Here is a 26,379-nt window from a genome sequence, read left to right on the forward strand (position 1 = left end):
GTTTCACGCGGCCTGGCTGCTCTTGACGGCCTCGCGCGCGAAAGTTTCGGAAATATAATCGGCCAAGGCATCGGTGACAGGCTGCCGCGCCTCTCGCGCCCTGAGCATCAACACCTGAAAGTTTGGGAGAGGCGGCAATCCGTCCTCCGGCCCCAGAACACGCACACCTTCCGGCAAGGCCGTGGCGGGTGACATGGTGATGGCGAGCCCAGCCATGACCGGCGCCAAAGTGCCGGTCTGCGCCGATGACGTATAGGCCACGCGAAACCGTCGTCCTGTCGTCTCCAGAGCCTGGATCGCGCTGAGCCGCCAGCAGCAACTGGGATCGGACAGGGCGAGGGGAAGCGGATCCATTTTGTGCGTCGCGTGCCGATCCGAGCCGATCCAGACCAGAGGCCCGGTCCAGAGCGGTTCGCCGCCCATGCCCGCCGCCGTATCCCCTTCCGAGACCAGCGCCAGATCCAACTCCCCCGTGCGCAGGCGGGGGATCAGCTCCTTGGACGGAGCGCAGACGACATCGACTTCGACATCAGGATGCACTTCCGCGAAACGCATCAGCACGCGCGGCAGAAAGCGCAGGGCGTAGTCGTCCGGCACGCCCAGGCGAACCTGCCCACTGACCGAAGGCTGGTGGAAGGTGCGCCAGATATCGTCGTTCAGCGCCAGCATTTCGCGCGCACGGTCCAGCAGGAACTGGCCGTGCCGGGTCTGGTCGACTTGGCCGCCGCGACCGCGATGGAACAATTGCTGGCCAAGAATGCCTTCCAGCCGCTGCACCTGCATGGATACGGCCGATTGCGTGCGGCCGACCATTTGAGCGGCGCGCGTGAAACTGCGTTCCTCGGCGATCAGCACGAAGGCACGCAGAAGATCGGGGTCGAGCGTTGCGGGGCGCAGCATGGCCATCAACATATTTGATTCAGATGATCAAAACAATTCGTTTTTCTTATTACGCGCGCGAGATCACCTTGAGCCCATCACAAACCCCGAATGGGACAAGGCCATGTCACTCACCCTCGGACGAAAGACCGCCAGCCGCTCCGTTTTCGCCACACCCGCCCGTCTGTGGCAGGGATTTCGCGACCGTTATGCGCGGCTTGCCAAAGCGAACCGCCTCAAGCGCGAATTGGCGACCATGGACCCGCGCATGCTGTCAGATATCGGCGTCTCACGCGCCCAGCTGGGCTACGAGATCGAGAAATGGCAGCGCGACGGATTCTGATCGGTTCTGCCATGCGCAAGGCCATTTGCCGCATTAGGCCCTCTCGATAATCTAACTGCCAGTGTGCTGAATTTGAAGTTCGCAAACAGTTGCGGCTCTGCTGGAGCGAACTTCAAATTCAAAAAGCACACTGGAATCATATATTTGCTCGTGTGGCTCTGATTTGGAAATTTCGCACCTCGCATGCCGCGAGCGACTGCGAATTTCCAAATCGCCACACGAGGGACTATGTTCCCGATATGTCCCAGGCAGCCACCCGATCCACAGCGCTTACCGATCTTCCCTTGGCCTTCATGCCAGAGAAGCAGCCGCCACGGCCGGCCAAGACGCCGTTCAGGGTGGTCTCGGAATTCGAGCCGAACGGCGACCAGCCCACGGCCATTCGCCAATTGGTCGCCGGCACAGATGCCGAGGAGCGCGACCAGGTGCTGCTCGGCGTCACCGGCTCGGGCAAGACCTTCACCATGGCCAAGGTGATCGAAAAGATTCAGCGCCCGACGCTGATCCTGGCGCCGAACAAGACGCTGGCGGCGCAGCTCTATGCCGAGATGAAGAGCTTTTTCCCCGACAATGCGGTGGAGTATTTCGTCAGCTACTACGATTACTACCAGCCGGAAGCCTATGTGCCGCGCACCGACACCTATGTGGAGAAGGATGCGCAGGTCAACGAGCAGATCGATCGCATGCGCCATTCCGCGACCCAGGCCATTCTGGAGCGCAATGACGTCATTGTCGTCGCCTCGGTCTCCTGCATCTACGGTATCGGGTCGGTCGAGACCTATGCCAAGATGGTGGTCAAGCTGGAAGTCGGCGGCAGCATCGATCGTGACAAGCTGGCCAAGGCGCTGGTGGAATTGCAGTATCGCCGCAACGATGCCGCTTTCGCCCGTGGCACCTTCCGCCTGCGCGGGGAAGTGGTCGATATCTATCCCAGCCATTACGAGGACCGCGCCTGGCGCGTGTCGCTGTTCGGCGACGATATCGAAAGCATTTCCGAATTCGATCCGCTGACCGGCAATGTCACCGGCACGATCGATGCCGTCACGGTCTATGCGAATAGCCATTACGTGACGCCGCGCCCGACGCTGACCCAGGCCATCATCCGCATCAAGCAGGAGTTGAAGGATCGGCTGGCGGAACTGGAAGCCGAGGGCAAACTGCTGGAAGTCGAGCGCCTCAACCAGCGCACCACCTTCGATATCGAGATGATGGAGACGACAGGGTCTTGCAAGGGCATCGAGAATTACTCGCGCTACCTCACGGGTCGCGCGCCGGGTGACCCGCCGCCGACATTCTTCGAATACCTGCCCGAGAACTCTTTGCTGATCGTCGATGAAAGCCATGTCACCGTGCCGCAGATCGGCGGCATGTCGCGTGGCGACGCCGCGCGCAAGACCGTGCTGTCCGAATTCGGTTTCCGCCTGCCGAGTTGCGCGGACAATAGGCCGTTGACCTTCGATGAATGGGAACGCTTCCGTCCGCAGACTGTCTTTGTTAGCGCAACCCCGGGGCCGTGGGAGATGGAGCGCACCGGCGGCAGCTTCGCCGAGCAGGTCATCCGGCCGACGGGCCTGATCGACCCGGTGGTCGAGATCCGTCCTGTCGGCAGTCAGGTCGACGATCTGCTGGCGGAAGTGCGGCTGGTGCGCGATCGCGGCGGCCGGTCTCTGGTGACCACGCTGACCAAGCGCATGGCCGAAGACCTCACCGAATATCTGACGGAACAGGGCGTGCGCGTGCGCTATCTGCATTCCGACGTCGACACGCTGGAGCGGATCGAGATCATCCGCAATCTGCGCCTGGGCGTTTTCGATGTGCTGATCGGCATCAACCTGCTGCGTGAGGGTTTGGATATTCCCGAATGCATGCTCGTCGCCATTCTGGATGCGGATAAGGAAGGCTTTCTGCGTAGCCAGACCAGTCTCATCCAGACCATCGGCCGCGCCGCGCGTAATGTGGACGGCCGCGTCATCTGCTACGCCGATCACATGACCCGCAGCCTGGAAGCGGCGATTGGGGAAACCGACCGGCGCCGCGAAAAGCAGCAGGCCTGGAACACGGCGCATGGCATCACGCCGATTTCGGTGCGCAAGCAAATCAGTGAAGTGCTCGAATCCGTCTTCGAGCAGGATTATGTGACGGTCGCGCCGGTCAAGAATGGCGGCATCTCCGATTTCGTCGGCAAGGATCTGCGCAGTTCCATCGCTGAAATCGAGAAGCGGATGCGTGCTGCCGCCGCCGATCTGGAATTCGAGGAGGCAGCAAGACTGCGCGACGAACTCAAGCGGCTGGAAGCGCTGGAACTCGGCATCGAGCCGCCGCCGTCGAGTGGTGTGAGACAGAGGCAGGACTATATGCCGGAACCTTTGGGGCCTGGCGGCGGCGGCTACGATCCTGAGAAGCGGCGTGGTAACAGCCGTCGTGGCGGCAAGTCTCCCACGGGCCGCGGAGCAGGACGGACAAAGCGATGACCATCGATCCGCGTATCCCGCGTGCAGCCCTTATCACCGGGGGCGCCAAGCGGCTTGGCCGTGCTGTCACCGAAGCTTTGGCGGCGAGCGGCTTTTCGGTCGCTATTCACTATAATTCCAGCGGTGACGAGGCAGAGCAGCTGGCGAGGGCTCTGCGGGATGAGGGCGTGCGCGCCATCACACTGCAAGCCGATCTGGGCCAGGAGGCTGAGGTCGGGACTCTGATTGCTCAGGCGACGGAGCGGCTGGGACCGGTTGGTGTGCTGGTCAATAATGCCAGCACCTTCGAGCGCGACGAATGGCATGACGCGACGCGCGAAAGCTGGGACCGGCATATCGAGCCCAATCTGCGCGCGCCTTTCGTGCTGATCCAGGATATGGCGCGGGCGCTGCCGGATGACGCGAAGGGTGTTGTCATCAACCTGCTCGATCAGCGCGTTTGGTCGCTGACCCCGCATTTCATGTCCTATACCCTGTCGAAGGCGGCGCTGTGGACGTTGACCCAGACCATGGCGCTGGCGCTCGCGCCCCGCATCCGCGTCGTCGGCATCGGTCCTGGTCCCGCGATGCCGAGTCCACGCCAAGCCCAGGCGGATTTCGACCGCCAGGCGGCCTCCGTGCCGCTGGGCCATGGCACCTCGCCCGAGGAAGTCGCCCAGACTGCGCTCGCCGTGCTCGCGATGCCGTCCTTTACCGGGCAGATGATCGCGCTGGATGGCGCGCAGCATCTGCAATGGGCGCCGGCATCGGCCACGGAGGTTCTGGAATGACGGAGAGCCCGACCTACGGCCTGCGCCGGGTTTTCATCCGCGATCTGCAACTGGGGGCCCGGATCGGGGTCTATGCGTCCGAAAAGGGGCGCAAGCAGCCGGTGCGGATCAATATCTCCTTCGAAATGCGGGATGACGGGCTGGACCACCCCGGTGGCGTGGGGCCGGATATCGTGACGCGGGTGGTGGATTACGACGGCCTGTCCCAGCGCATCCGCTCCTATATCAACCGGGCGCATGTCGAACTGGTGGAGACGATGGCGGAGGAGATCGCGCGTCTGACCCTTCAGGATCCGCGCGTGTTGTCCACGCGCGTATCCGTTGAAAAACTTTCAGTTTTTGCGGATGCCACATCGGCCGGGGTCGAGATTCTGCGCCTGCGGGATCAGGTTTTTCCACCAGCTGCCTGAAGCGGAGAAAGTTACAGCTTCGTTTCAGTCCAAAGATCACAAAATCCTGAACTTTGGTATTAATTTGAATTATATCAATAACTTACTGAAGTCGTTCGCAAAAACATCCACAGATCGGCTCAAGGCCGATTCCCAATAGAACCCTGATCGCCGCAGTTTGCTCCACAGTGTTATCCACAGGGGTGATCCGGCTTGGGGAGAAGATTTCCGCTAAGATGACCATGATGAGCGATAGCCAAAGTCCCGACACCGAACCTATGGCCGTGCCTGCCGATGCGGCCGTCGACGTGACGGTGCCGGCACCGGGCCGCCCGGTCTCGATTGCCAATGGCGTCGCGGTGATCGAGCGCACGCTGGAGACCATGCCGCTGGTTCCCGGCGTCTACCGGATGCTGGATGGCAAGGGCGACGCGCTCTATGTCGGCAAGGCGCGCAGCCTGAAGAAGCGCGTCCATTCCTATACCCAGATCGCCCGCCTGCCGGAGCGTCTGCGCCGGATGGTGGCCGAGACGATTTCGATGGAGATCGTCACCACCCATACCGAGGCCGAAGCGCTGCTGCTTGAGGCCAATCTCATCAAGCGCCTCAAGCCGCGCTTCAATATCGTGCTGCGCGACGACAAGAGCTACCCCTGGATCATGCTGGCCGAGGATCATGACTTTCCGCAGGTCGTGAAGCATCGCGGCGCGCAGACGCGGAAGGGGACGTATTGGGGGCCTTTCGCCTCCGCCTGGTCGGTCAATCAGAGCCTGACGGCGCTGGAGCGGCTGTTTCTGCTCCGCTCCTGCACCGACAGCGTCTTCGCCAATCGCAGCCGGCCCTGTCTGCTGTTCCAGATCAAGCGCTGTTCGGCCCCCTGCGTCGACCACATCTCGAAGGAGGATTACGCGGGTCTGGTGGCGCAGGCGAAAGCCTTCCTCAGCGGCAAGGCGGCCAATATCCAGCAGCAATTAGCGGCCGAGATGGAACAGGCCTCGACCGCCATGGAATTCGAGCGGGCGGCGACGATCCGCGACCGCATCCGGGGCCTGTCCCATGTCCAGGGCACCGGCGTCATCAACCCCGCCAGCCTCAATGATGCCGATGTCATTGCCGCCTGGCAGATCGCCGGGCAAACCTGCGTGCAGGTCTTCTTCGTGCGTGGCGGACACAACAACGGCAACCGCGCCTTCTATCCGTTGCATACCAAGGGCGAGGAACTGGCCGAGGTGCTCGCGGCCTTTGTGGCGCAGTTTTACGAGGATAAGCCGCCGCCGCCGCTTCTGCTGCTCAACCATCCGCTGGAAGAGGAAGCGCTGATCGCCGAGGCGCTGACGCTGAAAGCCGGTCGTGTCGTCACCATCAGCGTGCCGCAGCGGGGCGAGAAGCGCGCCGTCGTCGCCCATGCCGAGCTCAATGCCCGCGAAAGCCTGGAGCGCAAGCTGGCCGAGACGGCGGGGCAGGGCAAGCTGCTCGACGCGACGGCCGAACTGTTCGGCCTGCCGGCACCGCTGGAGCGGATCGAGACCTACGACAACAGCCATATCATGGGTAGCAATGCCTATGGCGTCATGGTTGTGGCGGGGCCGGACGGGTTGATGAAACAGGCCTACCGCAAATTTTCCATCAAGGGGCCGGTGGCTCCCGGCGACGATTTCGGGATGATGCGCGAAGTCCTGCTGCGCCGTTTCGGCCGGGCGCTGAAGGAACATGCGGATCGTGACGACCCGCATTGGCCCGATCTGGTCATCATCGATGGCGGCGCCGGTCAGCTCTCGGCCGCCCGCGCGGTGATGGAGGAAATGGGCGTGGGCGATATTCCGCTCGTCGCCATCGCCAAGGGACCGGACCGCAATGCCGGGCGGGAGTGGTTTCACCGCGAGGGCCATGAGCCCTTTCAGCTGCCGCCGCGCGATCCGGTGCTGTATTTCTTGCAGCGCCTGCGGGACGAGGCGCATCGTTTCGCCATCACCACCCATCGGTCAGGCCGGTCGCGGGACATTACGCGCAGCGAACTGGACGAGATCGCGGGGATCGGCGCTGCGCGGAAACGGGCCTTGCTGCATCATTTCGGCTCGGCCCGTGGCGTCAAGCAGGCGGGTCTCAATGATCTCGCAGCTGTACCCGGAATTAATCGGGAGACAGCGAAGCGCGTCTATGCGCATTTTCACCCCGGCGTCCGGATGGAAGGCGTTTCCTGACGGCGAAGCCCGCTTGATTCGAGGTCCGCATGCTAACAGACCTTCCCAATGTGCTGACCCTGTCGCGCATCGCCGCGATTCCGGTGCTGATCGTGCTGGCGTCGCTACGGCTGCCGGCGGGCGACCTGGCCGCCTGCCTGGTTTTCGCCTTTGCCGGCATCACCGATTATCTGGATGGCAAGCTGGCGCGCAGCCGACAGCAGTTTTCCGATCTGGGTCGCATGCTCGATCCGATTGCCGACAAGCTGCTGGTCGGGGCGGTGCTGATCATGCTGGCCGGCGACGGGCGGCTTGGCCCCTGGGGTCTTTATCCCGCCATCATCATCATGTGCCGCGAAATTCTGGTCAGCGGATTGCGGGAGTTTCTGGCCGAAATCCGGATCGGCCTGCCGGTGACGCGCCTGGCCAAGTGGAAGACTACTTTCCAGATCGGCGCGCTCGGCTTTCTGATCGCAGGCAACGGCACGGCGCTGCTTCTGCATATCCAATGGCTGCCGGTCTGGCTGATCGGAATCGTTCTTCTGTGGATTTCGGCCATTCTGACGATCATTACGGGGTGGGATTATCTGACCGCCGGCATCCGCCACGCCGAGCTCGGCACCGGGCGTAACGATTTGAAGGCGTGAAGCTAAGTCGATCATAAGAATATCCGTTGCGGCTTCCTTGATGGCTCCCCCTCAGCCATGCCATCAAGGCAGCGAAGCGTGACGGGATAGCCCGGCCCGCGACCGGCCCTACCCTCGGGCAAGATCAAGGATGCGACCTTCATGCGGCGGATTGCTTTGACCGGGCTGCTTCTCCTTTCAGGCTGCACCGGTTTCGGCCATTTCATTGGCCAGACGCATACGGTTGCGAGCAACCCCAACAAGCCGACGGGCAATGACAGCCTGTCGATGCAGCGCGCTGACGGTAAGGCCGGTCTGGCGCCGACCCTTGTCCCGGAAAGCGGGCAGGTCTGGCCGACCGCCATCCCGGCGATGCCGACGCTCGCCGATATTCAGAAGCAGATGGACCTGAGCGGCAGCGCATCGCCGCAGCTTGGTCCGGTGCCGGCCACGCCGGGCCAGATCCCCAGCCTCGGCACGCTGCCGGGCATGCAGGGCGGCACGTCCTCGGCTCCGGTATCCGGTGGTGCGGTACGCCCGCCGGCCGTGACCAATCCCTTGAGCACCACCGCGCCGCTGTCGAATATGAACGCGACCGCAGCGCCCCCGGCTTTGACCATGCCTAAGCTCGGCACGGCCATCGCGACGCCGCAGGGCAGCACGACGATCATCGGCGGCACCGCCAATTACCAGACGCTGGCGCCGATCAATGGCCAGTCCGGCGCCATCCTGATCCCGAACGGCAATGGCACCAGCACGCTGGTGATGCCGAACGGGACGATCAGCAGCGTTCCCAGCCCGCACTGATGGCCGGGTCCGCGGCGCGGCAGCCCCGTTCGCGGAAGGTTTTATGATGGTTGTGCGGCTATTGTATTTCGCCTGGCTGCGGGAAAGGCTGGGCTGCGCCGAGGAAGAAGTCGCCCTGCCGCCGGGCATCGGGACGGTCGGCGACCTGCTCGGCTGGCTGCGCGGACGCGGGGGCGCCTATGCCGCGGTGCTGACCGAGACCGCCCGTATCCGCAGCGCCGTCAATCAGGATTTCGCGTCCGACGCCACGCCCATTCGCGCGGGTGACGAGATCGCCCTGTTTCCACCCATCACCGGGGGCTGAGCATGGCCTTCATTCGCGTGGGGCCGGAAGATTTCGATCTCGGCACCGAGATGGCGGCGCTGCGCGCGGCAGCCGGTGATATCGGGGCCGTCGCCTCTTTCATCGGCATCGTGCGTGGGGGCGCGGCTGCGCCGATGACGGCCATGACCCTGGAACATTATCCCGGCATGACGGAGCGCGCGATTGCCAGCATGGCGGCCGAGGCCGAGACGCGGTTTGCGCTATCCGCCTGCCGCGTCATTCATCGCACCGGGCGTATTCCGCTGGGCGGGCAGATCGTACTGGTGATGACGGCTTGCGGACATCGTCAGGCAGCTTTGGACGCGACCGCCTATCTCATCGACTGGCTGAAGGTCGCGGCGCCCTTCTGGAAGAAGGAGCATCTGGCGGACGGCACCGATATCTGGGTCGAAGCACGCAACGCCGATGACAGTGCCGCCGCGCGCTGGCAGACGCCGTAACCTTCTTTAGGCGGCATCCTTCGGCCGAATGCCGGCGGGGTCGTTCCAGACCTCAGCCAGACGGGTGCCGAGCGACTGCCGGATTTCGTCGGCCAAGGGCTGAGGGTCGGCGTGCAGCGACTGGCTGACGACTTCTTCCCATTCGAAGACATCAGCCACTCTGGTCGGGTTCCGCAAAAGCAACTCGCGCTTGAGGAAGGGATAGCCGGCTTGCAGAAGTTGGCGCCAGAGATCGATGGAGGGGTTGAGCGGCACCGGTTCGCGCTGGGCGTAGAACAGGATGCGTTCGGCGTGAACGGCCTCGGCCCTGAGCCGCGCATTCTGGCCATCGGCCTCATCGTCGGCCGCGACCACCTGTTCCAGCCGGTCCAATTCGGCGCGGTCCAGCAGCGACTCGTTCGGAAAAAGCGCGGCTGTCGTAATGCCGCCTTTCGCCAAGGCGCGCGTAAACCCGATTTCGCAATGGCGGATGACCCAGTCCTTGCAGGGGATAGGCCTGACGGACGCCCAGAAGCGTCGCCAGGACTGGCTGCGGATCGCGGTCTCGCCGCAGGCGAGGAAGAAGGATTGCAGGTGATAGTGGTGCTGCCAGCTTTCGGTCACGCCCCAGATATCGGCCTGGTCGAAATCGATTGTCGCCAGCAGCGGCGCCAGATCGGTGAAGGGGCCATAGACGCTGTCATTGACGAGATAGACCGCCCGCGTATCCGCGCGCGGCAGGCCGAGCGTATCCAGGGCATCGCGCCAGGCGCCGAAATCATAGCCAAGATTGCGCCGGATCAGAATGGACCGGCAATGTTCCCGCAGGAAGGCCTTATCCTCTTCCAGGATGAAGCCGGAATTCGTCACGAACACGATGGAAAGGCCGGTCTGCGCCAGGCCGCTCAAGAAAGCGCGCGTTGCCGGCAGCACACGCCCCTCGGCATCAAAATGGACGAAGAGCGCGACATCTGCGCCCAAAAGCTGTTCGGGATCGTCATATCGTTCCACCACTTGATGGGTGGAATGCAGGAAGCCCAATGGCCAGGCTGCAGCGATGCGCAGCTGCACCGAGCATTCGCGAGCGGCGCTCCGCATGGGGTGATAAAGGCGCAGCATTCGGGCATAGGCAGCCCGCAAGGCATGCCGCGCCAGGTTACGCGCCGCGAGCGGCCGGTTCTCGGCGTCACGGAAGCGCCTGACCAGAACGCGCCATGTCATCGGTTCCCCGAGGGCGCCTCGCGGCGATATATCGCTGATCTTCCTCTCCTCAGCCACGAAGCGCTTGCCTCGACCGATAAAACAATTCCCGCAGGAACGAGCGTAACAGAGCTGTAACCAATGTGTCCCCTGTTACACGCATGTGGGGAAGCGATTCCTGTCGCGCAAGCTTTGTTGCGAGATAGGGTTTTTCGCCATGGATCAGCAATTCGATGGACCTGCGGACGATTGCCTCGCGTCCGGACCCGGTCGGCGACTCGGCGAGCTTCGCCATCATCGGCAGAACAGCCCGCCGTCCTTGCGCGGCCACGCAGAGCGCTACCTCCGCCTGCGCCACCCAAAGGATCTGTCTTGTCTGCATATCGCCGATCTGCAAGGCGTTCAGCCAGGACCAGAGCGGCGCGCAAACGGCATTGATGGCCGCAAACCGCGGCAAAAGCCCGGCGCGGGCTTCAACGGCCTGTAGTCGCTGATAGGCGCGGGCCAGCATGATGGCCGCGAGATTGAGCGGCATGACAGCGGAAATATCGCGGCTCACGGTCTCCGTCGTCTGCGGAAGGGGCGAGGTGATCGTGTCGATATCGATTTGGTATCGATGCTGGAGCCTTGGGCCAAGGTCTTTCCACACGCGCTCTGCCGCAGCCTGGTCCTGGGCCGAGACCGCTTCGAAATACGCTCGTCCGGCGAAACCGAAATAAAGGTCGTCGTCCTGGCTGCGGGATTCCGCTCTTTCGGTCAGGTAGCGGATGGCGATTGCCTGACGGGCCGCCTTGTCTTCACGAAGTGCCAGCGGTGTCGTTGCGGCGAAAGCGGTCAGCTTCCAGCCATCGCTTTGCACCAGAACATGCGTGAACCCCGCCTGCCGCAACAGGAAATCGAGGCTGGCCGCGCTTTGCAGAACCAGATGCAGCCCGACCGTCAGCGTGGCGCTCAAGACCGGTTTCGCAATGGCCGGGCGCACGGCGGCGATATCCGGCGTCGTCAATACGGCAATACCGTCGGGCTTCAGGCCGCGGCGGATTTCGCGCAGGAAACCGCCGGGGTCCGGCAGATGTTCCAACACTTCGGTCGCCATAACGACATCGCAGCTGCCGGACGGCACGGTCGTCGGATCGAAATAGGCAGGGGTGATGTCGACCCCCAGCAGGCGGCGGCCGACGGCCGAGAGGTCCGCCGGGTCCATGCCGCGCGCGGACCAGCCCATGGCATGATGCGCAACGTCGAGCCCGAAACCGAAGCCACAGCCGATTTCGACATAGGCGGCGCCGGGCGCTTTTTGGATATGGGCCAGGATATCGGCGAAAATGCTGACAGCCGCGCCCTGCTGCAAGAAATAGGTTGTCGACTCGGCGGTCATGCCTTCGTCGGCATAATCGCTCACGGTCTGATCTTCGTAGAAGCCGGCGGTGCAGTCCGGGCAGCGCAACAGCGCCCAGACGGGATCGCGGCCAGGCAGCGAGCGGCAGATCAGGGATTTCGGATGGGAGGAGCCGCAGTTCGGGCAGGACGGACTATCGGGCGAGGGCAGGGCTGCCGCTGGGTCTGCCCATAGAAAGTCCAGGCTTTCAGCCATTATCCATGTCACCCTGGTGGGACGTCTCTCCATCGGAAGGACGGATAATGACAGAACCGGAAGTCGGGCGATGGAGGCGCCGCGTCTACACTTTGTTACCCCAAAGGGTCAGGCAGGAGAAGGGCGACCGCTACGGCCGCCCTTGCAGGCGATCAGGCTGCGTCTTCGCGGCGGTCGCGGATCTTCACATAAGCGAGCTGCGCATGCTCGGCGCAGTAAGGCTTGCCGGCAACGGCGGCGCCATCGCAGAAATGAAAGCCCGGCTTGCCGGGCTCGCCCACCGGCCAGCAGCAGGCCGAGACGCGGGCGACCGCGGCCGGGGCCACGGCCGCCAGGCGGCGCGGCGCGACGGGCTTGATGGCCACGGGCGATACCGTCGTCGCGGCCGGCGCAGTCGGGGCTGCAATCGTCTGGGGGCCAGACGGCAGCGGTGCCAGCGTCGGGCCGGTCACGCGCGGGGCGGGTGCTTGGGCGCCTTGCGGGCGGTCCGTGCGGCGGATCGGCGAGGGGCGCGGTGACAGGTCGAGGCGATGGGCCTTGCCGACAACAGCATTCTTTGAAATTCCGAGGCGCCGTCCGATCTCGGCCGTGGAGAGGCCTTCAGCCCAAAGTGCCTTGAGCTCTCCAATGATCGTCTCGTTCCACTCCATCTCGTGGTCCCTCGCCCCAATGCCTACTAGATAATGTATAGGGCTTAGGGCAAGACGCCAATGATTGAGTGCGGGTCGGGCTGAGAAAGCTGTGGACAAGTCGAAATCGCCAGACCGGGTCAGCTCTTGTCGTCTGTGCCAACTGGTGAAAGCCGCGCATTCGGACTATGGTGCTGACCTTGGGGATGCGGCTTGCCGTGCTGCCGCCCCCGTGACATCAGACAGGCAGCTTGGGGGCTTATCCCCGAGGGAGGCAAAATGGGCTCGTTGAGCATCTGGCATTGGCTTATCGTCATCGTGGTCCTGCTGCTGCTGTTCGGCAGCGGCAAGGTCAGCCATCTCATGGGAGATTTCGCGAAGGGCATTAAGTCCTTCAAGAAGAACATGGCTGAAGACGACGATGCGTCGATGGCCGCCGACGGCAAGAAGCAGAGCACGCTGTCCGCACCGTCCCCCGATGCGACGGCCGCCAAGCGTGAGACGACCTCGGTTCACAGCCAGGGCTGAGGCCCGGCTTGATCTTGGCTGAGGTACGCAGCATGGCATGGATGGCGGATGGGCTTGCAGCCGGGGGCATTGCCGCCCCGGCTGTGGCCGATATGGCGGCGGGCATTGTCCCGCTTCCGGTGGCGGAAAAGCTGGTCGCGGCCGGTCAGCGCATGGACCGGCGAGGCTGGGTGCCGGCCACCAGCGGCAATCTCAGCGCCAGACTGTCGGGCGACCGCATGGCGATCACCCGCAGCGGTGTCCACAAGGGTTTCCTGGAAACCCAGGATATTATCGAGGTCGACTTTGCCGGCCGCTCTCTCACGCCTGGCATGAAGCCGAGTGCCGAGACGCTGCTGCATTGCCAGATTTACGCGCTTTGGCCTGACATCGGGTCCGTGCTGCACGGCCATTCGATACCGGCGACGGCTTTGACCATGGCTTTGCCGGAAGCCTCCGCCATCCACCTTCAGGGTTATGAGATCCTCAAGGCCTGGAGCAATGTCGTGTCGACCCATGACATCTCCGTGGCACTGCCGATCATCGACAATGACCAGGACATGCCGCGTTTGGCCGCCCAGTTGCAGCCTTGGCTGGAGCAGGGCCGCGCACCCATCGGCTATGTTCTGCGCGGGCATGGGATCTATGTCTGGGGCTCAGACGTGAATGCTGCCCTTTACCGATTGGAAGCGTTAGAATTCCTCCTGGCAACCGAAATTGAACGGAGGAAACTCGTATGAGCCGCCTGACGATCTATGCTGACGATAATCCCGATGTCGCCGTCCTGCGCAGCGAGGATGCGGACATCATCACCCGCGAGCTCAATGCCATCGGCGTTCGGTTCGAGCGCTGGGACAGCCCGGTAGCGCTGTCGCCGGACGATGATGCCGAGACGATTCTGGCGGCCTATCGCCCCTATCTCAATACCTTGATCGGTGACGGTGGCGCGGGTTCGGCCGATGTCATCAAGCTGACGGCCGATCACCCGCAGGTCGCCCCGCTGCGTGAGAAGTTCATCCAGGAACATCTCCATACCGAGGACGAGATCCGTTTCTTCGTCCATGGGTCCGGCAATTTCGTCCTGCATCTGAATGACCGCGTCTATGACGCGCATTGCACCCAGGGCGATCTGATTAGCGTGCCGGCCAATGTGAAACATTGGTTCGATGCCGGGGAGCAGCCCTTCTTCACGGCGCTGCGTATCTTTACCGATACCTCCGGCTGGGTTCCCCATTTCACCGGGGATGATATCAGCAAGCGTTTCCCCGCAGCCTGAGGCTTTCATGACCGATCTTGCCGACCGTAGCCCCGAGGAAACCGACCTGACGGTCACGCATCCGGTGGAAGCGGTGCTGCTCGATATCGAGGGCACCGTGACCCCGATCAGCCTCGTGCGGGACAGCCTGTTTCCCTACGCCCGCGCGCGACTGGCGGATTTCGTGGCCGAGCACGGCGCTGACCCGGCGGTGCAGGCCATCCTGGCCCAAACCCGCGAGCTGGAGCCTGAGGCCGACCCGGTCGCGACGCTGCTGCGATGGAGCGATCTCGATCAGAAGGTGACGCCGCTCAAGACCATCCAGGGCCTGATCTGGCGGGAAGGCTATGCGGCGGGCGATCTCATCGCCCAGTTCTATCCGGAAGTGCCGGAAGCTCTGACTTTCTGGAAGCAGGAAGGCCTGCCGCTTTACGTCTATTCCTCGGGGTCCGAGGAAGCGCAGCGCGGCATTTTCGGCCATAGTCAGGCGGGTGATCTGGTGCCGCTTTTCTCGGGTTTCTACGACACGCGCTTCGGCCCGAAGCGGGACAGCGCCAGCTATGACGCCATCCGCGCCGAAATCGGCCTGCCGGCAGGCTTGATTCTGTTTCTGTCGGACGTGGAGGCCGAGCTTGATGCGGCTGCGGCGGCCGGCTTCCGCACCTGCCAGCTGGTGCGCGAGGCCGATGGCACCGTGCCATCCACCCGTCACCCGGTGGCGGCGGACCTGCATGAGGTCTCCCGCCTTTTCACGCTGCCTCAGCCCGCCTGAGCGATCTTTTTTCCGCGCTTAGGCTGCCTATTCCCGCTTTGCCGGCGGGGATGGTGCTGCTGCGCCGCCGAGCCGATCCGGCCGCCCTTTGGCCGGTCATTCAGGGCCTGGCCGCCCAGTCCCCCTTTCGCTTCATGACGACAAAGCGCGGTGGCACTATGGCCGCCGCCATGACAAGCGCGGGTGCTTGCGGCTGGGTCTCCGACGCGCGCGGCTATCGCTATGAAAGCCGCGATCCGCTGACGGGCCAGCCCTGGCCCGCCATGCCCAAGGCTTTCGCCGCACTGGCGGCGGATGCGGCGGCAGAGGCCGGTTTTCCCGGTTTCGCGCCGGATGCCTGCCTCGTGAACCGCTACGCTGTGCGGGCCGGCATGGGGCTGCATCGCGACGGTGACGAGCGGGATTTCGACCAGCCCATCGTCTCCGTCTCTCTGGGCCTGCCCGCCAGCTTTCTGGTCGGTGGCCTGGACAAGGACGACAAGCCGCAGGCGATTGGGCTGGAAAGTGGCGATGTGCTGGTTTTCGGCGGTCCCGCGCGGCTGCTCTATCACGGCATCCGTCCGGTGAAGGCCGGTGAGGATCCGCTTTTCGGTCCGTTTCGCTATAATCTGACCTTTCGACGCGCGAGATAGAGGCCGATGACCGACGCCATCACCCAGATTTCCAGCCGCCTTGCCTATGAAAACCGCTGGCTGCGCCTGCGGGAGGATAAGGTGCGCCGCCTGGATGGGTCCGAAGGCATCTATTCGGTGCTGGAACGGGCGGAATTCGCCGTCATCTGCGCGGTGCAGGACGGCGAAATCTATCTGGTCGAGCAGTTCCGCTATCCCATCGGCCAGCGCGTTTGGGAAATGCCCATGGGCACCTGGGAATGGCAGGATGTGGAACCCTTGGCCCTGGCTGCCGCCGAATTGCGGGAAGAGACTGGATTGATCGCGGGCAGCCTGCGTGAAATCGGCCATGTCTGGCAGGCAGCCGGCTATTCCAGCCAAGGCGGCCGGGTCTTTTTCGCGACCGATCTGACTATGGGAGAGAGCGAGCGCGAGGTGGAGGAGCAGGATATGGTGCTCGGCCGTTTCAAGATCGCAGACTTCGAGCGCATGATCCGTGATGGTGTCATTCGGGACGCCATCACCATCTCTGCCTTCGCCCAGGCTCGGCTTTTGGGGCTTTTATAGCCCCATGGTATAGGTTTCTGGCGGGAATTTCACCTTTGCCGCTCGACAAAGCTGGTTCACGGACCAGTATCTCTACTCGATAATAGGGCTGTCCTGACGGGTGCCGTCTATGCCAGCCGGTCAGGCCAACCGCATTTCCGCCCCGGGTTTCCGGACCCGGGCAAAAACAGGCGAAAGCTGTTTATGATGAAGCACACCATCGCGCTCGTGGATGACGACCGCAATATTCTCGCCAGCGTCTCGATGACCCTGGAGCAGGAAGGCTTTCAGGTTCGCACCTATACCGATGGCGAAAGCGCGCTTCAGGGCCTGATCGCCCGCCCGGCGGATCTTGCCGTGCTCGATATCAAAATGCCCCGGATGGACGGCATGGAACTGCTGCAGAGGCTGCGCCAGCGCAGCGCCCTGCCGGTGATCCTGCTGACCAGCAAGGACGAGGAGGTGGACGAGCTGATGGGCCTTCGCCTCGGCGCCGATGACTATATCAAGAAGCCCTTCAGCCAGCGTCTGCTGCTGGAACGTATCCGCACGCTGCTCCGCCGTAACGAGGTCAGCCGGGCCGAAGGCTCGGGCGCCGCGCCCACGGGCGTGATGGTGCGCAGCGACCTGACGCTGGATGAGACGAAGCATCAATGCCTGTGGAAGGGTGCCGATATTCAGCTGACGGTAACCGAATTCCTGCTGGTCAAGGCGCTGGCCGCGCGCCCCGGCATGGTGAAATCCCGCGACCAACTCATCGACGCCGCCTATGGCGAGAATATCTATGTCGATGACCGCACCATCGACAGCCACATCAAGCGCGTGCGCAAGAAGTTCCGTGTGCAGGACGATACGTTCGACCAGATCGAAACTCTTTACGGCATCGGCTACCGCTACAAGGAAAACTGATGCCGGACGGCGCTGCCCTTTCGAAACAGGCAGGACAGGCGGATACGGCTGGCCAGTCGTCCACGCCGGCGCTGCCGCCCCGGCGGCGTTTCGCCTCTCCTTTCCTGCGGCGCATTCTCCTCGTCAACGCGCTGCCGCTGGCCTTGCTCGTCATCGGCCTGCTTTATCTCGATCAGTATCAGAACGGGCTGATGGATGCGGATATCTCCGCTCTCCGCGAACAGGCGCGCATCTATGCCGGCGCTTTGGGCGAAAGCGCGGTGCAGGCCGGGTCGGGCGACCATCCGGTTCTGACGCAGGATCTTGCCCGGCCGCTGCTGTATCGCCTGACCGACCCCACACCCTTCGCCCAGGCCCGTCTGTTCGGGCCGGACGGCAATATCGTGGCTGACAGCCAGGTGCGCGAAGGGGCGGGTGGCGCCATCGTGACCGAGCCGCTGCCGCCGCCCGCCAATGGCGGCACGGTCAGCAACCTGGTCAGTTGGTTCTATGATCATCTGCTGGCCTGGGCGCCGAGTGCCGGCGGCATTCCCGTCCGCCAGCTCGACAAGTCGGATGGCGCGGATTGGCAGCCTGACCTCAAGGCCGTGCTGGCCTTGCGCGGTAATGACACCGGACAGGAAGTGCCGCCCTATATCCGCCGCACAACGGACGGCCGCCTGCTGGTGACGGTGGCCGAGCCGGTGACGCATGACAATCAAACCGTTGGCATGATCCTGCTGACCCATGATGCGCGGCGGGTGGACCAAGCCGTGCTGTCGGTGCGCATTTCCATTCTCGGCCTGTTTTTTGTGGCGCTCGTGCTGACGGTGCTGCTGTCCTGGTATCTGGCGCAGACCATCGCCCGCCCGATCCTGCGCCTGGCCATCGCCGCGCAGGAAATGCGCGAGGGCCATGGCCGCACGGGTGCGGTGCCGGCCAGCCTGCTGGAACGCGGCGATGAAATCAGCACGCTGGCGCGGGCCTTGTCGGATTCGGCCACGGCGCTTTGGGGCCGCATGGATGCGATCGAGCGTTTCGCCGCCGATGTCTCGCATGAAATCAAGAACCCGCTGACCTCCATGCGGAGCGCCATCGAAACGCTGCGCCGGGTGGAGGATACCAATCAGGCGCGCAACAATCTTCTGGCCATCATGGCCGATGACGTGGTGCGGCTGGATCGGCTGATTACCGATATTTCCGACGCTTCTCGCGTTGACGCCGAAATCTCCCGCGCCGCGCCCGAGCGTCTGGACATCGTCGCCATGCTGGGCGCGCTGGCCGATATTGATGACGCAACACGCTTGCCTGGCGCGCCCATCGTGGCGGCGGCTGAAATGAAGCCGGGTCTGGGCGTCGCCGCCGTGGAAGGCCGGCTGGTGCAGGTTCTGGGCAATCTCATCGGCAATGCCCGGTCCTTCAGCCCGCCCAGTGGGCGCATTGAATTGTCAGCGCTGGAAACCGCCGACGGCATGGTGGAAATTGCCGTAGCCGACGAAGGCCCTGGCATTCCGGAAGGCAAGCTGGAAGACGTTTTCGAGCGCTTCTATTCCGAACGCCCGCAGGGCGAGAGCTTCGGCAAGCATTCCGGCCTCGGTCTTTCCATCAGCAAGCAGATTATCGAGGCTTTGAACGGTCGCATTCGCGCGGAAAATCGGCATGATGAGACAGGGCGCGTTTTGGGCGCTCGTTTCGTCATCACTCTGCCGAAAGCCTGATACGGATGAAGCCTGAAACTCTGATCGGTGCCGCCGCCGCTGTTCTGGCAAGCCCTGTGCCGACCGTGACGGCAGACGAAGCCGAAGCCGCCTTCCGCACCCTTTGGGGCAAGGACGGAACGGCGGCGGCGCTGCATAGCGAGCGCGACCGCAATTTCCGCATGACGACGCCCGGCGGCGACAGTTTCATTCTGAAATTCACCAATGCCGGCGAAGACCCGCAGGTCACGGATTTCCAGACCAAGGCGCTGATGCATGTCGGCAGCGCCGATCCCACGCTCCCCGTGCAGCGGATCGTGCCGACGCAGGATGGAATCCTGATCGCGCGCATCACCGGCACGGATGGGCGGCCGTTGCCGATACGCCTATTCACCTGGCTGGATGGCGATCTGCTCGCCCATCGCATTTTGCAGCCGGAGGGGCTTTTTTCGATTGGCCGATCCCTGGCGCGGGTCGCCCGCGCGCTGACCGGTTTTTCGCATCCAGCGGCGGAAGCGCATCCTTTACTGTGGGACATGCAGCACGCGGCATCCCTGCGCCCGCTGCTGCCGATGATCCCGGATGATGGCGCACGCGCCTGGGTTTCCGTTCTGCTGGACCGTTTTGAGACGCGGGTTCTTCCGGTCATCCCGGTCTTGCCGCGCGGCGTCATTCATAACGACCTCACCGGCAGCAATATGCTGATGGATGGCGAAACCGTTTCCGGCATCCTGGATTTCGGCGATCTGGTTTCCGCGCCGATCGTGCAGGAAATCGGCGTTACCGCCTCCTATCATCTCGATCTGGTGGACGGCGCCGATCTTTTCGCGCCCTTGCTGCATCTGCTGACCGGATATGAAACCGTGCGGCCGCTGAGCGAGTTGGAGGCCAGCGTTCTGTTCGATCTGATATCGACGCGTCTCGCTTTGCGCGCGCTTATCCCCGCCTGGCGCACGACGCTCTATCCGGAAAACCGAGATTATCTCATGCGCAATGCCGGGCGTGCCTGGCAAGTGATGCAGCGCGTGGCCGAAATGGACCCGGCTGAGGGTCAGGCAAGGCTTCTCGATCTTTGGCAGGCTGCGCGCATCCGCGCGGAACAGGAGACAGCGCAATGAACGCTTCCGGCCCCAAGGCTGTCATGATCAATGCTTTCGACAGCGGCAAGCTGGATGCGCTGCCACCGGCGACGGCAGACCTTATCCGTCGGCGCGAGCGTGTGCTCGGCGCGTCCTATCGTCTGTTCTACGATGATCCCGTCTATCTGGAACGCGGCGAAGGCGTTTACCTCTACGGGCCGGACGGCACCGCCTATCTGGACGTCTATAACAACGTGCCCTGCGTCGGTCATTGCCATCCGCGTGTGGTGGCAGCCGTCAGCCGCCAGATGGGACAGCTCAATACCCATACGCGCTATCTGACCGACACCGTCGTTGATTACGCCGAGCGGTTGACAGCGCTGTTTCCGGCATCGCTGTCGCAGGTCATGCTGACCTGCACGGGCAGCGAGGGGATTGACCTCGCACTCCGCATCGCCCGCAGCCATACCGGTGCGATGGGCGTCATTGTGACCGAGAACGCCTATCACGGCGTCACCACGGCGGCCTCCGAACTCTCGCCCTCGCTGGGTGAGGGCGTGCCTTTGGGCGTGCATATCCGCACGGTTCCGGCGCCGGACAGCTATAGGGAAGACCCGGACAAGATGGGCGCGCGTTTCGCCGCCGATGTCAGGGCGGCGATTGCCGATCTGAAGCGCCATGGCGCCGCGCCGGCGGCCCTGTTGTTCGACACCGTCTTTTCCAGCGACGGCGTGGTGACCGACCCTGTCGGCTTTATCCAGCCGGCGGTGGCCGCCATCCGCGAAGCGGGCGGGCTGTTCATTGCCGATGAAGTGCAGCCGGGTTTCGGCCGCACCGGCTCCGCCATGTGGGGCTTTGCCCGTCATGGCGTCGAGCCTGACCTGGTCTGCCTCGGCAAGCCCATGGGCAATGGCACGCCGATCGCGGGTGTCGTCGGGCGGCCAGATCTGTTCGATGCCTTCGCGCGCCGAACCCGCTATTTCAACACCTTTGGCGGCAATCCGGTGAGCTGCGCGGCGGCGCTCGCCGTGCTCGATATTCTGCGGGACGAAAAGCTGGTCGAGAATGCCGCGACGGTGGGCGCTTATATGCGTGCCGGTCTGCGCGATCTGGCCCGCGGTTTTGAGCGGATGGCCGATATCCGCGGCGACGGTCTGTTCATCGCCGCGGAATTTGTATCTGACCCGGTAGCAAAGACGCCGGATACGGCGCTGGCGGGTCGTGTCGTCAATGAATTGCGCCAGCGCCGGATTTTGATCAGCGCTTCAGGAAAAGCCGGCAATAGTCTTAAAATCCGGCCACCGCTGCCTTTTTCCACTGAACACGCGGATAAGCTGCTTGCGGGGATGAAAGCGGCTTTGGCTGCGGCTGCTTGACGGCCTTCGGGGCTTCCGGACGGCGGACCTGAGCGGGCGTGCCGCCCTGGAAGGTCGCGACCTGAAATGAATTTCCGAGAATGTTGAACATCGTGTTTGTCATGGTGACTGCTCCTTGAGAGGGAGAGAACACCTGTTGGCTTTTGTCTTCAAACGAGCTTATCGTCGCCTTCGAATAACATAGGGTTATGCGATGCGGCGTGGCCGGATACCGCTGACGGCGCTCAGAAGCTTCGAAAGTGCCGGCCGGCTGCTGAGTTTCAGCCGTGCGGCGGAGGAGCTTTTCGTCACCCAAGCCGCGATCAGCCGCCAGATCCGCGAGCTGGAGGTGCTGCTCGGCACCAAACTGTTTCACCGTCATCATCGTGCGGTGTCGCTCACCGAGCCGGGCGCCAGGCTGCTGGATCGGCTATCCGATAGTTTCGACGCCATCGCCGATGCGGTGGATGAGGCAACGGCGGCCCCGGTCGTCACCGAACTTGTGGTGAGTGCCGAGCCCGGCTTCGCCGCTTGTTTCCTGGTGCCGCGCCTCAGCCGCTTCCGGGCGCTTCGGCCCGATGTGGAGGTCGAGGTGCTGGCCGATCCGCATGTCATCGAATTCCGCGCCTCCCGCGTCGATCTTGCCATCCGCTACGATCCGGAGGTGGAAGAGGTTGGCTGGCCGCGCGTGGATGCCGAACCGCTGATGGCGAGTAGAGTGACGCCCGTGCTGGCGCCCAGCCTGCTGGCGTCAGGCCCGCCCATCCGCAAACCCGCCGATCTGCTGCGCCATACGCTGCTGCATGATGATGAACGCGCGGGCTGGACGACCTGGCTGGAAGCGGCCGGCGTGCGCGGCCTGCCGCAGACGCGCGGGCCCGTCTTTAACGATCATGCGCTCGTCATCCAGATGGCGATGCGCGGGCAGGGGGTCGCGCTCGGCGACATGCCGCTGCTGGCGGAGGACATCGCCGCCGGAAGGCTGGTCGCGCCCTTCACGCTGGCCATCGACACCGGCGGCTATTGGATTGTGGCGCCAGATCTGGCGGATCTTGTTCCGGCCGCCCGCGCTTTCGCCGATTGGCTGAAGACGGAGGCGGCAACGGCTCAGGCGGCCTGATCGGTCCATTTGCATATATACAGTATGACTGTATATATTGAGGCGATCGGCTTTGTCAGGAGGTTCCATGTCGTCAGACGACAACAAGCAGGTTGTGCGGCGCTTCAATATCGCCGTCATTCAGAATGGGGATCGTGCGGCCTTCGACGCTCTGATCGCGTCTGATTTTCAGAATCGCTCCGCGCCGCCGGATGCGCCGAACGGACCCGAAAGCCTGTGGCACACTTTCCAGAATCTGTTGCGCCCGGCTTTGTCCGGGCTGACGGTGACGATCCATGATCAGGTCGCCGAAGGCGACAAGGTGGTGACGCGCAAGACCATTGCAGGTGTTCACACCGCGACCCTTTTCGGCATTCCGGCGACGGGAAAAGCGGTTTCCATCGACGTCATCGATATCGTGCGCGTGGCAGACGGGCGCTATGCCGAACATTGGGGCATCAACACGCTGTCGGCGGTCTTGGCGCAACTGAGGCAGGCTTAATCCAGCGGGGCTGCCGAAAGGCGATCCAGCAGCGTGACAGCCAGGCGCAGCGTGTCCTGTTCCGATGCGGACAGCTGGTCCCGCATCAGCGCCGCGATGCTGCGCGTACGCTCAAGACGGTGCCGAGTCAACAGAGTTATGCCTTTTCCAGTCAAGGCATTCAGCTGGCTGCGCGCGTCATCGGGATTGGCGGTGCGGGCAATGATCCCGTCTTCCTCCATCTGGGCGATGACCAGTCTCATGCTCTGGTGCTTGACGCGCCGCGCCTCCGCCAGTGCCGCTGTCGTCATCGGCCCACTGCGATCCAAAAGGCCAAGCGTTTCGGATTGCGCGTTGGTCGGCTGGTGCGTGTCCTGCCGGATAGCGCGCACGAAACGGCCGACCGCCTGGCGGAGATCCTCCGCCAAAGCTTCCGTCCGGTCGTCCGGTGGGGCGCTCAAGCCTGCTTGATTTCGATCAGGCTGCGGCGGATTTTGCGGCCGCGCAGCACCTTGTCCTCGATATAGCCAGCGTCGCCCCAGCGAATGGCTTTCGCCATGGCCTGAGCGTCCTCCGTGAAACGCGCCAGCATTTCCAGCAGCGCCTCGCGGTTATTGAGGAAAATATCCCGCCACATCACCGGATCAGACGCGGCAATGCGGGTGAAATCGCGAAAACCCGAGGCCGCGAAGCGCAGCACTTCGTCCTTGGTTTCATCGGCCAGATCATCCGCCGTGCCGCAGATGGTAAAGGCGATCAGATGCGGCAGATGGCTGGTGACAGCCAGCACGCGGTCATGATGCGCGGGCTCCATCTCCTCCACCATCGCGCCCATGCCCTGCCACAGCGCCACGATCTTCGCCACCGCATCGGCATTGGTGCCGGCCGGCGGCACGACAAGGCAGTAGCGGCCCTGGAATAATTCGGCGAAACCGGCATCGGGGCCGGAGAATTCGGTGCCGGCCAGCGGATGGGCTGGCACGAAATGCACGCCGTCCGGCACGACCGGCCCGACGTCGCGCACGACGGAGAGTTTGGTTGACCCGACATCGGTGAGGATGCAGCCCGGTGCCAGATGCGGCGCGATGGTGGCCGCCGTATCGGCCATGACGCCGACCGGCACGCAGAGCATGACGCAATCGGCCCCGGTCACCGCGCGGATCAGGTCAGGCTCCACCCGGTCGGCGAAGCCCAATTCCGTTACCCGCGCGCAGACGCTTTCACTCGCGTCGCAAGCGACGATCTCAGCGGCCAGGCCATTCTCGCGCGCCGCGCGTGCGACGGAACTGCCGATCAGGCCGAGGCCGATCAGCGTCAGGCGCTGAAAGAGAGGCGTCGCTGTTTCAGGCATCGGCCGTCGCAGGCGTATTGGCGCGGGCCATGAAGCCGGCCAGGCAATCCGTCACCAGCTGGCATTCCTCATCGGTGCCGATGGTGATGCGCAGGCAATGGGCCAGGCTGTAAGGCACCAGCATGCGGGCGATGATGCCCTCGGCCTTCAGGGCGGCGTCCGCCGCGCGGGCCTGATCGTCCGTGCCGAAATCGGCGAGCACGAAATTGCCTTCCGAGGGCCAGACGCGAATGCCGGCTTCCGTCAGGGCCGCCGCCACGCGGGCGCGGGCGCGGGTATTGTGGTCGCGCGACATCGCGGCCCAGCCGGGCTCGGACAGAGCCGCGATACCGGCGGCAGAGGCGGTCGCGTTGATATTGAAAGGCGGGCGCAGACGGTTCATCACATCGATGATCGCGGCCGGCCCATACAGCCAGCCCAGGCGCGCGCCGCCCAGGCCCCAGATTTTGCTGAAGGTACGGCTCATCACCGTATTCTCGCCGGCGTCCACCAGGCTGAGGCCGCCATCGTAATCCGGCCGGTCGACATATTCCGCATAGGCCGCGTCGATGACCAGCAGCACATGCGGCGGCAGGCCGTCGCGCAGGCGCTGCAATTCGGCCATCGGCACCAGCGTGCCGGTCGGATTATTGGGGTTGGCCAGAAACACCAGGGTCGTCTTGTCGGTCACGGCCGCCAGAAGGGAATCGATATCGGCGGTCATGTCGGTCTCGGGCGCCTTGCGCACCGTGCTGCCCGCCAATGTCCCGAAGATTTCGTAAATCGAGAAACCATATTGCGACATCAGGATTTCGGTGCCCGGGCCGCCATAGGCCTGGATGAGCATGCTCAGCACTTCGTCCGAGCCATTGCCGCAGACGATGCGCGCCGGGTCGAGGCCGAAATGGCCGCCGATGGCTTCGCGCAGCCCCTGCACGCTACCGTCGGGATAGCGGGCCATTTTCTCGGCGCCGTCATGGATGGCCTTCTGTGCGGCCGGGGGCGGGCCGAAGGCGCCTTCGTTGGAGGAGAGTTTGATAACGCGCGACACGCCGGCGATGGTGGATGCGCCGCCGACATAGGGGGCAATGGCCATGATTTCAGGGCGCGGCGTGGGGCGGGTTTTTTCAGTCACAGGCTAGGCTCCTCAGCAATGGCGACCGCATAGGCGCCGACGATCATGGGCGGCGCCTGCAATCCGGCGATCAGGCCAAGGCGCGGGTCATCGGCGGTGACGAAACCGTCGACCTCCACCAGCAGGAAGGCGGCCGGCACGCCGGCGGGGCGGTGAACCAGCATCGTCAGCGGCTTGAAGCCGGCGGCATTGATGGCATTCGACAGGCTGCCCAGGCTGACCTGAGCCGGCACTTCCAGCGCGATCAGGGACATATCCTCGCCCGACGGGTCGGCGGGCGTATTGGAAATGACAAGCGCCTGAACGCTCGCGGCCCCTTCCGGCCGGCTGGACCAAAAGGGCAGGCGGGCCACCACATGAATGCGGCCCTTGGCATTATGCTGAAGCAAGCCGGGCCACCAGCCGGGACCGACGGAACCGTCGCCTGTGCCTTCGCCGGGCATCGGCAGGATGGCGACGCTGGCGCGGCCGTCCGCCACTTCGCCGATGGCCTGGGCAGGGCTGCGATAGACGCGCATGGGCGTCAGCGCGCCCAGATGTTCCCGCGCGGCTGCCAGAAAGCGCCCGTCCATGGCCGGATCGCAGACGGCGACCTGCAGGCTCTGCTGCTGGGCGATGGAGGAGGCGAAAATCTCCCGCCAGATGCGGATGATGGCACCACGCGGCAGCGGCCCGGTGTGCTTGGCCAGAAGACGGCGCAGAATGGCGGCTTCCCGGCCGGGGCGGATGGAGCCGGAGCCGCGCTTGGCGGCGGCGACATCCTCCACAATCCTTGCCCGCTGGGCGAGAAGGTCCAGAATACGGTCATCCAGCACGTCCAACTGCTCCCGCAGGGCAGGCAGGCGATCAACTGGGACTATGTCCGCGTCGTGAGCGGCTTCGGCAAAACTCGACATCGATGGTAAACCGGGGGTGAATTTCAATCTTTCGACTGATAGCTGAACCGTCAGGGGAAGCAAACCGGCGTCATGGACAATGGCCCGCCATCGGCC

At 63.8% G+C, this 26,379-nt stretch carries 29 protein-coding genes; 21 read left to right on the plus strand and 8 right to left on the minus strand.

What is annotated here, in order from left to right; all coding sequences use genetic code 11:
• Positions 1–3: 3 nt before the first annotated feature.
• Complete coding sequence (locus tag ASILVAE211_RS01545; RefSeq protein ID WP_227319525.1) at positions 4–900, minus strand: LysR substrate-binding domain-containing protein; 897 nt, start codon at positions 898–900, stop codon at positions 4–6.
• Here ASILVAE211_RS01545 and ASILVAE211_RS01550 point away from each other — a divergent pair.
• The 9 genes from ASILVAE211_RS01550 (at position 899) to ASILVAE211_RS01590 (ending at position 9,230) form a co-directional block, all read left to right on the plus strand.
• Positions 899–1,222, plus strand: a complete 324-nt coding sequence (locus tag ASILVAE211_RS01550; protein WP_227319526.1) for a DUF1127 domain-containing protein — start codon at positions 899–901, stop codon at positions 1,220–1,222. The genes ASILVAE211_RS01545 and ASILVAE211_RS01550 overlap by 2 nt on opposite strands.
• A 239-nt stretch (positions 1,223–1,461) precedes the next feature.
• Positions 1,462–3,693: an excinuclease ABC subunit UvrB gene (gene uvrB, locus ASILVAE211_RS01555; RefSeq protein ID WP_319799525.1), complete on the plus strand. Its 2,232-nt coding sequence runs from the start codon at positions 1,462–1,464 to the stop codon at positions 3,691–3,693.
• The gene (locus ASILVAE211_RS01560; RefSeq protein ID WP_227319527.1) at positions 3,690–4,463 is read left to right on the plus strand and encodes an SDR family oxidoreductase; all 774 of its coding nucleotides are present in this window, start codon (positions 3,690–3,692) and stop codon (positions 4,461–4,463) included. The genes uvrB and ASILVAE211_RS01560 overlap by 4 nt, the downstream gene beginning before the upstream one ends.
• Positions 4,460–4,873: a dihydroneopterin aldolase gene (locus ASILVAE211_RS01565; RefSeq protein ID WP_227319528.1), complete on the plus strand. Its 414-nt coding sequence runs from the start codon at positions 4,460–4,462 to the stop codon at positions 4,871–4,873. Before ASILVAE211_RS01560 ends, ASILVAE211_RS01565 begins: the two co-directional genes overlap by 4 nt.
• Positions 4,874–5,097: 224 nt before the next feature.
• A complete protein-coding gene (uvrC, locus tag ASILVAE211_RS01570; protein ID WP_264478635.1) occupies positions 5,098–7,053 on the plus strand; it encodes an excinuclease ABC subunit UvrC in 1,956 nt (651 codons plus the stop codon).
• A 29-nt stretch (positions 7,054–7,082) separates the two neighbouring features.
• Positions 7,083–7,679 carry a CDP-diacylglycerol--glycerol-3-phosphate 3-phosphatidyltransferase gene (gene pgsA / locus ASILVAE211_RS01575; RefSeq protein WP_227319529.1) on the plus strand — a complete coding sequence of 199 codons (597 nt, stop codon included), beginning with the start codon at positions 7,083–7,085 and terminating at the stop codon, positions 7,677–7,679.
• A gap of 141 nt (positions 7,680–7,820) precedes the next feature.
• A complete protein-coding gene (locus tag ASILVAE211_RS01580; protein WP_227319530.1) occupies positions 7,821–8,465 on the plus strand; it encodes a hypothetical protein in 645 nt (214 codons plus the stop codon).
• A gap of 43 nt (positions 8,466–8,508) precedes the next feature.
• Positions 8,509–8,769, plus strand: a complete 261-nt coding sequence (gene moaD, locus ASILVAE211_RS01585) for a molybdopterin converting factor subunit 1 (RefSeq protein WP_264478636.1) — start codon at positions 8,509–8,511, stop codon at positions 8,767–8,769.
• 2 nt (positions 8,770–8,771) lie between these two features.
• On the plus strand, positions 8,772–9,230 hold the full coding sequence (locus ASILVAE211_RS01590) for a molybdenum cofactor biosynthesis protein MoaE (protein ID WP_227319531.1): 459 nt from the start codon (positions 8,772–8,774) through the stop codon (positions 9,228–9,230).
• Positions 9,231–9,236: 6 nt separating this feature from the next.
• On the opposite strand, the gene ASILVAE211_RS01595 is transcribed toward ASILVAE211_RS01590, so the two are convergent.
• From ASILVAE211_RS01595 to ASILVAE211_RS01605, 3 genes are all read right to left on the minus strand, one after another.
• The gene (locus tag ASILVAE211_RS01595) at positions 9,237–10,430 is read right to left on the minus strand and encodes a rhamnan synthesis F family protein (RefSeq protein ID WP_227319532.1); all 1,194 of its coding nucleotides are present in this window, start codon (positions 10,428–10,430) and stop codon (positions 9,237–9,239) included.
• Between the two features lie 49 nt (positions 10,431–10,479).
• A complete protein-coding gene (locus tag ASILVAE211_RS01600; protein WP_227319533.1) occupies positions 10,480–12,003 on the minus strand; it encodes a class I SAM-dependent methyltransferase in 1,524 nt (507 codons plus the stop codon).
• A 152-nt stretch (positions 12,004–12,155) separates the two neighbouring features.
• The gene (locus ASILVAE211_RS01605) at positions 12,156–12,653 is read right to left on the minus strand and encodes a GcrA family cell cycle regulator (RefSeq protein WP_227319534.1); all 498 of its coding nucleotides are present in this window, start codon (positions 12,651–12,653) and stop codon (positions 12,156–12,158) included.
• Positions 12,654–12,911: 258 nt separating this feature from the next.
• Between ASILVAE211_RS01605 and ASILVAE211_RS01610 the strand changes: the two genes are divergently transcribed.
• The 12 genes from ASILVAE211_RS01610 to ASILVAE211_RS01665 all read left to right on the plus strand — a co-directional run bounded on the left by ASILVAE211_RS01610 (position 12,912) and on the right by ASILVAE211_RS01665 (position 22,943).
• The gene (locus ASILVAE211_RS01610; RefSeq protein ID WP_264478637.1) at positions 12,912–13,160 is read left to right on the plus strand and encodes a twin-arginine translocase TatA/TatE family subunit; all 249 of its coding nucleotides are present in this window, start codon (positions 12,912–12,914) and stop codon (positions 13,158–13,160) included.
• A 92-nt stretch (positions 13,161–13,252) separates the two neighbouring features.
• On the plus strand, positions 13,253–13,879 hold the full coding sequence (locus ASILVAE211_RS01615; RefSeq protein ID WP_227320108.1) for a methylthioribulose 1-phosphate dehydratase: 627 nt from the start codon (positions 13,253–13,255) through the stop codon (positions 13,877–13,879).
• Complete coding sequence (locus ASILVAE211_RS01620; protein WP_227319535.1) at positions 13,876–14,415, plus strand: 1,2-dihydroxy-3-keto-5-methylthiopentene dioxygenase; 540 nt, start codon at positions 13,876–13,878, stop codon at positions 14,413–14,415. The genes ASILVAE211_RS01615 and ASILVAE211_RS01620 overlap by 4 nt, the downstream gene beginning before the upstream one ends.
• 7 nt (positions 14,416–14,422) lie before the next feature.
• The gene (gene mtnC / locus ASILVAE211_RS01625; RefSeq protein ID WP_227319536.1) at positions 14,423–15,166 is read left to right on the plus strand and encodes an acireductone synthase; all 744 of its coding nucleotides are present in this window, start codon (positions 14,423–14,425) and stop codon (positions 15,164–15,166) included.
• Positions 15,163–15,798, plus strand: a complete 636-nt coding sequence (gene alkB / locus ASILVAE211_RS01630) for a DNA oxidative demethylase AlkB (protein WP_227320109.1) — start codon at positions 15,163–15,165, stop codon at positions 15,796–15,798. Before mtnC ends, alkB begins: the two co-directional genes overlap by 4 nt.
• Before the next feature lie 6 nt (positions 15,799–15,804).
• The gene (locus ASILVAE211_RS01635) at positions 15,805–16,344 is read left to right on the plus strand and encodes an NUDIX domain-containing protein (RefSeq protein ID WP_227319537.1); all 540 of its coding nucleotides are present in this window, start codon (positions 15,805–15,807) and stop codon (positions 16,342–16,344) included.
• Between the two features lie 186 nt (positions 16,345–16,530).
• Complete coding sequence (locus ASILVAE211_RS01640) at positions 16,531–17,232, plus strand: response regulator transcription factor (RefSeq protein ID WP_227320110.1); 702 nt, start codon at positions 16,531–16,533, stop codon at positions 17,230–17,232.
• Complete coding sequence (locus ASILVAE211_RS01645) at positions 17,232–18,929, plus strand: stimulus-sensing domain-containing protein (protein ID WP_227319538.1); 1,698 nt, start codon at positions 17,232–17,234, stop codon at positions 18,927–18,929. Before ASILVAE211_RS01640 ends, ASILVAE211_RS01645 begins: the two co-directional genes overlap by 1 nt.
• A 5-nt stretch (positions 18,930–18,934) precedes the next feature.
• Positions 18,935–20,026: a phosphotransferase gene (locus ASILVAE211_RS01650; protein WP_227319539.1), complete on the plus strand. Its 1,092-nt coding sequence runs from the start codon at positions 18,935–18,937 to the stop codon at positions 20,024–20,026.
• Positions 20,023–21,363 carry an aspartate aminotransferase family protein gene (locus ASILVAE211_RS01655; RefSeq protein WP_406566002.1) on the plus strand — a complete coding sequence of 447 codons (1,341 nt, stop codon included), beginning with the start codon at positions 20,023–20,025 and terminating at the stop codon, positions 21,361–21,363. Before ASILVAE211_RS01650 ends, ASILVAE211_RS01655 begins: the two co-directional genes overlap by 4 nt.
• A 193-nt stretch (positions 21,364–21,556) precedes the next feature.
• The gene (gcvA, locus tag ASILVAE211_RS01660; protein ID WP_227319540.1) at positions 21,557–22,462 is read left to right on the plus strand and encodes a transcriptional regulator GcvA; all 906 of its coding nucleotides are present in this window, start codon (positions 21,557–21,559) and stop codon (positions 22,460–22,462) included.
• Between the two features lie 67 nt (positions 22,463–22,529).
• Positions 22,530–22,943 carry an ester cyclase gene (locus ASILVAE211_RS01665; protein WP_227319541.1) on the plus strand — a complete coding sequence of 138 codons (414 nt, stop codon included), beginning with the start codon at positions 22,530–22,532 and terminating at the stop codon, positions 22,941–22,943.
• Here the strand turns inward: ASILVAE211_RS01665 and ASILVAE211_RS01670 are convergent.
• Genes ASILVAE211_RS01670 through pheA form a run of 4 tightly spaced genes read right to left on the minus strand, consistent with a single transcriptional unit; the run spans position 22,940 to position 26,283 of the window.
• Positions 22,940–23,383, minus strand: a complete 444-nt coding sequence (locus tag ASILVAE211_RS01670) for a MarR family winged helix-turn-helix transcriptional regulator (RefSeq protein WP_227319542.1) — start codon at positions 23,381–23,383, stop codon at positions 22,940–22,942. The two genes, ASILVAE211_RS01665 and ASILVAE211_RS01670, sit on opposite strands and share 4 nt — an antisense overlap.
• Positions 23,380–24,273, minus strand: coding sequence for a prephenate/arogenate dehydrogenase family protein (locus ASILVAE211_RS01675; protein ID WP_227319543.1), 894 nt, complete (start codon positions 24,271–24,273; stop codon positions 23,380–23,382). The genes ASILVAE211_RS01670 and ASILVAE211_RS01675 overlap by 4 nt, the downstream gene beginning before the upstream one ends.
• Positions 24,266–25,348, minus strand: coding sequence for a histidinol-phosphate transaminase (gene hisC, locus ASILVAE211_RS01680; RefSeq protein WP_264478670.1), 1,083 nt, complete (start codon positions 25,346–25,348; stop codon positions 24,266–24,268). The genes ASILVAE211_RS01675 and hisC overlap by 8 nt, the downstream gene beginning before the upstream one ends.
• A 35-nt stretch (positions 25,349–25,383) precedes the next feature.
• Positions 25,384–26,283, minus strand: a complete 900-nt coding sequence (gene pheA, locus ASILVAE211_RS01685) for a chorismate mutase (RefSeq protein ID WP_227319545.1) — start codon at positions 26,281–26,283, stop codon at positions 25,384–25,386.
• Positions 26,284–26,379: the final 96 nt, after the last annotated feature.

Source organism: Acidisoma silvae, assembly GCF_020618775.1.
In the GTDB taxonomy this organism is placed as follows: domain Bacteria; phylum Pseudomonadota; class Alphaproteobacteria; order Acetobacterales; family Acetobacteraceae; genus Acidisoma; species Acidisoma silvae.

Coding starts and splice junctions, on each gene's coding strand:
- ASILVAE211_RS01550 (WP_227319526.1), top strand. CDS start 899: ATGGCCATCAACATATTTGATTCAGATGATCAAAACAATTCGTTTTTC.
- ASILVAE211_RS01545 (WP_227319525.1), bottom strand. CDS start 900: ATGCTGCGCCCCGCAACGCTCGACCCCGATCTTCTGCGTGCCTTCGTG.
- uvrB (WP_319799525.1), top strand. CDS start 1,462: ATGTCCCAGGCAGCCACCCGATCCACAGCGCTTACCGATCTTCCCTTG.
- ASILVAE211_RS01560 (WP_227319527.1), top strand. CDS start 3,690: ATGACCATCGATCCGCGTATCCCGCGTGCAGCCCTTATCACCGGGGGC.
- ASILVAE211_RS01565 (WP_227319528.1), top strand. CDS start 4,460: ATGACGGAGAGCCCGACCTACGGCCTGCGCCGGGTTTTCATCCGCGAT.
- uvrC (WP_264478635.1), top strand. CDS start 5,098: ATGAGCGATAGCCAAAGTCCCGACACCGAACCTATGGCCGTGCCTGCC.
- pgsA (WP_227319529.1), top strand. CDS start 7,083: ATGCTAACAGACCTTCCCAATGTGCTGACCCTGTCGCGCATCGCCGCG.
- ASILVAE211_RS01580 (WP_227319530.1), top strand. CDS start 7,821: ATGCGGCGGATTGCTTTGACCGGGCTGCTTCTCCTTTCAGGCTGCACC.
- moaD (WP_264478636.1), top strand. CDS start 8,509: ATGATGGTTGTGCGGCTATTGTATTTCGCCTGGCTGCGGGAAAGGCTG.
- ASILVAE211_RS01590 (WP_227319531.1), top strand. CDS start 8,772: ATGGCCTTCATTCGCGTGGGGCCGGAAGATTTCGATCTCGGCACCGAG.
- ASILVAE211_RS01595 (WP_227319532.1), bottom strand. CDS start 10,430: ATGACATGGCGCGTTCTGGTCAGGCGCTTCCGTGACGCCGAGAACCGG.
- ASILVAE211_RS01600 (WP_227319533.1), bottom strand. CDS start 12,003: ATGGCTGAAAGCCTGGACTTTCTATGGGCAGACCCAGCGGCAGCCCTG.
- ASILVAE211_RS01605 (WP_227319534.1), bottom strand. CDS start 12,653: ATGGAGTGGAACGAGACGATCATTGGAGAGCTCAAGGCACTTTGGGCT.
- ASILVAE211_RS01610 (WP_264478637.1), top strand. CDS start 12,912: ATGGGCTCGTTGAGCATCTGGCATTGGCTTATCGTCATCGTGGTCCTG.
- ASILVAE211_RS01615 (WP_227320108.1), top strand. CDS start 13,253: ATGGCGGCGGGCATTGTCCCGCTTCCGGTGGCGGAAAAGCTGGTCGCG.
- ASILVAE211_RS01620 (WP_227319535.1), top strand. CDS start 13,876: ATGAGCCGCCTGACGATCTATGCTGACGATAATCCCGATGTCGCCGTC.
- mtnC (WP_227319536.1), top strand. CDS start 14,423: ATGACCGATCTTGCCGACCGTAGCCCCGAGGAAACCGACCTGACGGTC.
- ASILVAE211_RS01635 (WP_227319537.1), top strand. CDS start 15,805: ATGACCGACGCCATCACCCAGATTTCCAGCCGCCTTGCCTATGAAAAC.
- ASILVAE211_RS01640 (WP_227320110.1), top strand. CDS start 16,531: ATGAAGCACACCATCGCGCTCGTGGATGACGACCGCAATATTCTCGCC.
- ASILVAE211_RS01645 (WP_227319538.1), top strand. CDS start 17,232: ATGCCGGACGGCGCTGCCCTTTCGAAACAGGCAGGACAGGCGGATACG.
- ASILVAE211_RS01650 (WP_227319539.1), top strand. CDS start 18,935: ATGAAGCCTGAAACTCTGATCGGTGCCGCCGCCGCTGTTCTGGCAAGC.
- ASILVAE211_RS01655 (WP_406566002.1), top strand. CDS start 20,023: ATGAACGCTTCCGGCCCCAAGGCTGTCATGATCAATGCTTTCGACAGC.
- gcvA (WP_227319540.1), top strand. CDS start 21,557: ATGCGGCGTGGCCGGATACCGCTGACGGCGCTCAGAAGCTTCGAAAGT.
- ASILVAE211_RS01665 (WP_227319541.1), top strand. CDS start 22,530: ATGTCGTCAGACGACAACAAGCAGGTTGTGCGGCGCTTCAATATCGCC.
- ASILVAE211_RS01675 (WP_227319543.1), bottom strand. CDS start 24,273: ATGCCTGAAACAGCGACGCCTCTCTTTCAGCGCCTGACGCTGATCGGC.
- hisC (WP_264478670.1), bottom strand. CDS start 25,348: ATGGCCATTGCCCCCTATGTCGGCGGCGCATCCACCATCGCCGGCGTG.
- pheA (WP_227319545.1), bottom strand. CDS start 26,283: ATGTCGAGTTTTGCCGAAGCCGCTCACGACGCGGACATAGTCCCAGTT.